The sequence below is a fragment of the Bartonella mastomydis genome, assembly GCF_900185775.1.
GTDB lineage: Bacteria > Pseudomonadota > Alphaproteobacteria > Rhizobiales > Rhizobiaceae > Bartonella > Bartonella elizabethae.
Map to the genome: position 1 here is coordinate 1,067 of NZ_LT883138.1, position 8,233 is coordinate 9,299.

Annotated in this window: 2 protein-coding genes; both read left to right on the forward strand. The window is 38.5% G+C overall.

Features of this window, described 5'->3' with window-relative positions; all coding sequences use genetic code 11:
• Positions 1-1,737, forward strand: a 1,737-nt coding sequence (locus FJG96_RS03305; RefSeq protein ID WP_180338239.1) for a Vomp family autotransporter, incomplete at its 5' end; no start/stop codon positions are given.
• Between the two features lie 1,265 nt (positions 1,738-3,002).
• The gene (locus FJG96_RS03310) at positions 3,003-7,742 is read left to right on the forward strand and encodes a YadA-like family protein (protein WP_180338240.1); all 4,740 of its coding nucleotides are present in this window, start codon (positions 3,003-3,005) and stop codon (positions 7,740-7,742) included.
• Positions 7,743-8,233: the final 491 nt, after the last annotated feature.

The window sequence follows — 8,233 nt, forward strand, 5'->3', positions numbered from 1 at the left end:
CTTGCGACCTATTTTGGTGGTGGTGCTAAGTTTGAGAATGGTCAGTGGATTGCTCCAAGCTTTAAGGTTAACACTGTCAGCGAGGATGGTAGCAAGGTTGAAGAGAAGAGCTATGATGATGTAGCAAAAGCCTTTGCGAGTGTTGGTACATCTTTCAGCAATCTTCATAATGAAATGACGAATGCTGTTACGAATATTAACAATCAGATTAGCCAAGTTGTCAGTGATAGTCTTGTTAAGCAGGATGAAGAGAGTAAGGTTATTAAGATCGGTGCAGAAAAAGAGGGAACAGAAATCACCATAGCCAATAGTGATGGTGCAGTACGTAGCCTTTCTGGTGTAAAAGCAGGGACCCTTTCAGCAGATTCAACAGAAGCCGTAAATGGTTCTCAGCTATATTCGATGAACAATACACTTGCGAGCTATTTTGGTGGTGGTGCTAAGTTTGAGAATGGTCAGTGGATTGCTCCAAGCTTTAAGATATTGAGCTTTAACGATGATGGAAGTTCTGAAGAAACGAGTTATAATAATGTTTCTGCAGCTTTTGCGGGTGTGAATCAATCATTCACGAAGCTTCATCATGAGCTTTCAGAGACTGTTGAGCAGAATGCGTTGTTATGGAGTGATGCGGATGAATCCTTTGTTGCCCTTCATGGCAAAGGTTCAGAGAAGCACAATAGCAAGCTGAGCCATCTTGTTGATGGAGATATTTCTGCGGGTTCGACAGAAGCGATTACGGGTAACCAATTGTATCAGTTGAATCAGACGTTAGCGGCTTATTTAGGAGGAGGCGCGAGCTATCAGGGAGGACAATGGACAGCACCTCAATTCCAAATAACGCAGTTCAAGAGTGATGGCAGTTCTTCAGAGAGTAAGAGCTATGATAATGTAGCTGGTGCATTTGAAGGGGTTAATGGAAGTTTGTCAGGTATTAACGATCGGATTAATAATGTAGCGCAGAATGTTAGCTCGAACAGTTTGAACTGGAATGATGATTTAGGAGGCTATGATGGTCGTCATGATGGTAAGGACAGTAAGATTACGCATGTAGAGGATGGAGATGTAGCGAAAGGTTCGAAGGAAGTTGTGAATGGGGGTCAGCTTTGGAAGACGGAGCAGAAAGTATCAGCGGTTGAGAAGCGTGTAGATGGTATTGACAAGCAGGTACAAGATATTGCGCTAGCAACGGATGGCTCAGTTAAGTATGATAAGGACGAGGCTGGTAATAAGACGAACAAAATCACATTAGTTGGAGGCAATGAAAGTGATCCTGTATTGATAGATAATGTAGCGGAAGGTCGGATTGAGAGTGGTTCGAAGGAAGCGATCAATGGCGGTCAATTGCATGATTATACGGAACAGCAGATGAAGCTAGTTCTTGAAGATGCGAAGAAGTATACGGATGAACATGTTACTGATATAGTCAACAATGGTGTTAGTGAGTCCAAAGCTTATACAGATATGAAGTTTGAGACGTTAAATTATGCCGTTGAGGATGTCCGCAAGGAAGCAAGACAGGCTGCGGCTATTGGTTTGGCGACGTCTAACTTGCGTTACAATGATACACCAGGAAAGTTAAGTGTTGCCCTTGCTAGTGGTATATGGCTCAATCAGACTGCCTTTGCTGTTGGTGCTGGTTATACGTCTGAAGATGGAAACACTCGCTCTAGCTTGTCTGTTACAAGTGCTGGAGGTCGCTGGGGTGTGGGCGTAGGATTAAGCTTCACGCTAAATTAATAAAATTTACAAATATTATTTTAAAAATCGTCCCTGTCTACTTAAGGCAGGGACGAAAAGTTTTGCAGGATTAAAGAAACGGTATCCACAAATAACAATTGTCAGCTTCAATGCTAAAAATAAAAAAGATGTAAAGAGTGGTGTATTTTATGCAAATTTGACAGAAGCAGTAGAAGGATTGGTTAGTTGTTGCATGATTATCATCGAACAGCAGATGAAGATCATTCTTGAAGATGCAAAAAGTGTACAAGTCAGCAAGGGTATCGTTAATGATACTAAATCTTATACAAATATAAAATTTTAAGTGTTGAATTATGATATTAGGGATATCAAAAAAGAAGAAAAATAAACTGTAACTTTTACTTTAGCAGTGCGCAATGTAAGTTAATAATATTTAGGTTAACATACATATTTAACAGAGCTGTAAATTGTAATTTAGAGAGCACTATAACGTATAATTTTTTTGATAAAAATACGCTGGAATCCACAGTAATATATTTCTACTAAAATTGCTAACACATTCTATTTTTGACGACTTTAATTATTTCTGTATACAGCAGCGGTAACGATTGAGTACAACTCATTGATCACAGCGAGGATATCTAAAACACAACGATGTATAAGTATTTCTATAAACGTTTACAGAGCAAATAATAAGGCGGTGAATTCTAGAATTATTTTATGAAAAAATAATTAAATTCATTTTTTTTCTTGCCATTTTTCTTAATAGTATATAAAAAGTAAACGAGTCGTCAAAAGACGCTTTTACAAAACGCGGGGAAATGCATATGAAAAAATCATACAGAAACTGTAAGCTCACTCTAACTAACTCTAGGGTAAGCAACTTTAGAGTTATGAATATCCGCTTATCCTTACAATAAAAGCGCAATGATCTTACGATAAATATCCTAAATCACTCAGCAAATAATCCAACCCTTCTTTGCAATAAATACCCTTTATTGCCTCTTAAACAAAAACATTTAAACAATAGCGCATAAATATGTTTCTTCAATATTCATATCAGTTTTTCTCATACCCCAATCCAAGAGGTTTTTGCAGAAAAACACCTCCCTAAAGTCGGAAAAACGACCCCTATTACTCGGATTATCAATCAATGTCAACCACAATTTCATTGAAAGCTCAGATAGTCTTTTTTCCCATTATAGACCCTAATCTTTCATAAAAAAGACCTTTCAAAGGATTCTAGCGCCAGAATATGTCTTTTTAATGTTTTTAATATGTTTTTATTATTTGGAGAAGTTATCATGAAAAAAATATATACCACACCCAAAATGCCAGCAGTAAGTAATTTTAAAAACTCTTGTTCGCCTTATGGATTTTCTTTTATTAAAACACTTTCATTGGTTTCAGTGGCTGTTTTTTTATCAAATGCTTCTCCTGTTTCTGCTTGTGATCTTTGGGGTAATGTAGAAACTTATTTTGGTGCTGGTACAAATATACGTAAAAGTATTGCACCAACCTATATAATTGACGGTAGTGTATATAGAGATGTTGGTTCTGCATTTTTAGGGGTAGATCGTAAATTCAAAAGTTTAAAAAATGCTTTTGATACTGCGTTTATAGGTTGGGGAACATGGAAGCAGCAGGTTGATAAGAAATTTGAACAAATCTTGTCTGATCAGCTTGTTAAGCAAGATTTTGGCGGGACCATTACAATTGGTGCAAACAAAGGTGGCTATGTAGTAGATATTGCAAATAATTCTCGTGAAGCGCGGGTTCTTACTGGTGTTCGTAATGCTGTGCTTGATCCAACATCAAGTCAAGCAGTCAATGGTTCCCAGCTGTATAAATTGGGCATTGGAGTAGCAAAATCTTTTGGGGGTGGTGCTAGATATGATCAAAATGGAAACTGGATAGCTCCTACTTTTATGGTTAAGGCTTTTGATAAAAACGGTAATGAAGTTGACAAGAGCTATAATAGTGTTGCAGAGGCATTTACGGGTGTAAGCGATTCTTTTGCAAATCTTGATAAAAAGATTGAAAATGTAGTGACCAATGTTGCGGGTGATAGTCTTGTTAAGCAAGATTTTGGCGGGACCATTACAATTGGTGCAAACAAAGATGGCTATGTAGTAGATATTGCAAATAATTCTCGTGAAGCGCGGGTTCTTACTGGTGTTCGTAATGCTGTGCTTGAACCAACATCAAGTCAAGCAGTCAATGGTTCCCAGCTGTATAAATTGGGCATTGGAGTGGCAAAATCTTTTGGGGGTGGTGCTGGATATGATAAAAATGGGAACTGGATAGCTCCTACTTTTATGGTTAAGGCCTTTGATAAAAACGGTAATGAAGTTGACAAGAGCTATAATAGTGTTGCAGCGGCCTTCACAGGTGTAAGCGATTCTTTTGCAAATCTTGATAAAAAGATTGAGAATGTAGTGACCAATGTGGCGGGGGATAGTCTTGTTAAGCAAGATAATACGGGACTGATTACCATTGGTGGAAAAGTAAGTGGAACGAAGGTAAGTATCGCAAATATTGATAATGCAGTGCGGATTCTGACCGGTGTTAATGCGGGCTCGATTACAGCAACATCGACAGATGCGATTAATGGTTCTCAACTTTATTCGATGAGCAATTTAGTGGCAGGTTATTTTAGTCGTGATGCTGGATATGATGCAGATGGAAAATGGAGTGCTCCTACTTTTACAGTTAAAGTCTTTGATGAGGATGGTCATGGAGCAGAAACGCACTATGAAAATGTTGCAGATGCACTGACTGGTGTGAATACTTCTTTTACGAATCTTGATAAAAAGATTGAAAATGTAGTGACCAATGTTGCGGGGGATAGTCTTGTTAAGCAAGATGATACGGGACTGATTACCATTGGTGGAAAAGTAAGTGGAACGAAGGTAAGTATCGCAAATATTGATAATGCAGTGCGGATTCTGACCGGTGTTAATGCGGGCTCGATTACAGCAACATCGACAGATGCGATTAATGGTTCTCAACTTTATTCGATGAGCAATTTAGTGGCAGGTTATTTTAGTCGTGATGCTGGATATGATGCAGATGGAAAATGGAGTGCTCCTACTTTTACAGTTAAAGTCTTTGATGAGGATGGTCATGGAGCAGAAACGCACTATGAAAATGTTGCAGATGCACTGACTGGTGTGAATACTTCTTTTACGAATCTTGATAAAAAGATTGAAAATGTAGTGACCAATGTTGCGGGGGATAGTCTTGTTAAGCAAGATGATACGGGACTGATTACCATTGGTGGAAAAGTAAGTGGAACGAAGGTAAGTATCGCAAATATTGATAATGCAGTGCGGATTCTGACCGGTGTTAATGCGGGCTCGATTACAGCAACATCGACAGATGCGATTAATGGCTCTCAACTTTATTCGATGAGCAATGTAGTGGCAGGCTATTTTGGCGGTGGTGCTGAGTATAAAGATGGAAAATGGAGTGCTCCTACATTTACGGTTAAAGTCTTTGATAAGGATGGCAGTGGAGCTGAAGAGGAGTATAAGAATGTTGCAGATGCATTTACTGGCGTGAATACTTCTTTTGAGAATCTTGATAAAAAGATTGAAAATGTAGCAACCAATGTAGCTGGTAATAGTCTTGTTAAGCAAGATGATACGGGGCTTATTAAGATTGGTGGAGAAGTAAGTGGAACGAGAGTAAGTATTGTAAACAAAACGAATGCTCCACGAGTTCTCACCGGTGTTAATGCGGGCTCGATTACAGCAACATCGACGGATGCGATCAATGGTTCTCAACTTTATTCGATGAGCAATTTAGTGGCAGGTTATTTTAGTCGTGATGCTGGATATGATGCAGATGGAAAATGGAATGCTCCTACATTTACGGTTAAAGTCTTTGATAAGAATGGTAGTGAGACTGAAACGCACTATGCAAATGTTGCAGATGCATTTACTGGGGTGAATACTTCTTTTGAGAATCTTGATAAAAAGATTGAAAATGTAGCGACCAATGTGGCGGGTAATAGCCTTGTTAAGCAAGAAAAGGCTACAGGTCTGATTACCATTGGTGGAGAAGTAAATGGAACGAGGGTAAGTATTGCAAACAGAGCGAATGCACCACGAGTTCTCTCTGGTGTTAATGCTGGCTCGATTACAGCAATATCGACGGATGCGATCAATGGTTCTCAATTTTATTCGATGAGCAATGAAGTTGCGAGCTATTTTAGTCGTGATGCTGGATATGATAAAGATGGACACTGGATTGCTCCTATTTTTACAGTTCAAGTCTTGAAAAAGGATGGTAATGAGACTGAGAGGCACTATGAAAATGTTGCGGATGCACTTTCTGATATAGGTAGTTCTTTTACAACTCTTAATCAAAAGATCAAAAATGTAACAAACGATGGTCTTGTTAAGCAAAATAGCACTGGGCTTATTACCATTGGTGCAAGCAGAGGCGGTGATAGAATAGATATTGCCAACGATATGGATACCCCACGAGTTCTCTCTGGTGTTAAGGGAGGGGCATTTACAAAAACATCAACCGAAGCAGTAAATGGTAGCCAACTTTATTTGTTGTCTCAGGCATTTGCAAGTTATTTTGGCGGTGGTGCTGGATATGATAACGAGGGACAATGGTCAGGTCCTACTTTTACAATTAAAGCCTATGATATGGATGGTAATGAGACTGAGCACAAGTATACGAATGTTGCGGATGCATTTGCTGGCGTGAATAGTGTTTTCAAAAGTTTAAATCAGCAGATTATAGATGTAAAGGATGGTATTGATCTTGGTGAAAAACCGAAGGGATCTCAAAAAAGTGATGATGCAAATGATATTATTACCGAAGGCTTTCCTTTTATGAGGATGGTACCTATGGCGAGAATGTTACCTAGAGCTCTGGACGAGATGGAGGGTGAAGACGAGGATAATGGAACAACGACGACAGTTGGCGCTAAATCAACATCAAAAAAACTAAGTATTATAAATAGTAAAGGTGAAACTCGGACTCTTTTGGGTGTTGCTGCTGGCAAGCTTTCAGCAGATTCCACGGATGCGGTCAATGGTTCCCAACTTTATTCATTGGGCACTGAGATTGCTAAGTCTTTCGGGGGTGAAGCGGGTTATAATGAAAAGGGAGAATGGAAAGCTCCTAGCTTTATAGTAAGTCAGTTTAAAGACGGTCATCTTTCAGAGGAGTCATATAATAACGTTGCATCTGCTTTTGCTGGTATGAATAAGACTCTGTCCATTATCGACGATCGCATTAGTAAGGTTGAGCAGAAGGCAAACTCTAACGGAGCCTCTAATGGCTTCCCATGGAATGAAAAAGAAGGAGCCTATGACGCTAGCCATAATGGAGCGCCAAGTAAGATTACACATGTAGCGGATGGTAACATATCAGAAGGTTCGAAGGATGTTGTGAATGGTGGTCAGCTTTGGGATACAAATAACAAAGTCAAAGATGTTGCAGATAAGGTAACAGAAGTTGAAAAAAAGGTGGATGTTGCGGTTAGTTATGATGTCGATAAAAACGGAAAGAAAACCAATAGCATTAACTTAGTAGGTGGAAATGAAAGTGAACCTGTTTTGATAAACAATGTAAAGGATGGTGACATATCAGAAGATTCTAAGCAAGCAGTGAATGGTGGTCAGTTATATAATTATACCAATGAGCAGATGAAGACTGTTCTTCAAAAAGCGCAAGGGTATACGGACGAGAAAGTTAGTAATCTTATCAATAATAGTGTTAACGAGGCGAAGTCCTATACTAATATGAAGTTTGAAGCTTTAAATTACAACATAGAAAATGTGCGTAAAGAGGCAAGACAAGCAGCAGCGATTGGTTTGGCAGTGTCTAATTTGCGTTACTTCGACGATCCGGGATCTTTAAGTGTTTCATTTGGTAGTGGTTTGTGGCGTGGCCAATCTGCTTTTGCTATTGGTGCAGGTTATACGTCTGAAGATGGCAAGATTCGTTCTAATTTATCAGCAACCAGTGCCGGAGGTCATTGGGGTGTAGGGGGTGGAATAACTCTGAAATTAAAATAACACCAGATAATACAAAAAAACACAATCTAACTAAAATTTCACCCTTGTCTGATGAGGCAAGGGTGAAATTTTATATTATAGAGAAGTAATATTTTACAGAGAAAACCATAGAGTCGTATCATTATAAAATTTCATAATACTTTTAGTGAGATTAATTTTAGCGAGAAATAAAGCGCTTTAACAAAAATTTTACAAATGCAAAGTAATGCTCTCACATAAATAAATAGGATGCATAATCACACACTATTTTAGAGCATATGTTCTACAGCTTCATCACTAGAAAGTATCTATTGGGGGGATACGTTTAAGAAAATAAAAAAAATCCCATTTATTACTTTGTTTTATTTGCTCTGTACACAATAGAAGCAATCATGAGCTATATAGAAGCCGCAATGATTAGATAAGACTCGTTTTGAACAAAACAAGACACCTAAAAGAAGTGATGAAACAGAACCTCTATATTTAAGTATGTAGCATATACAATAAAGATA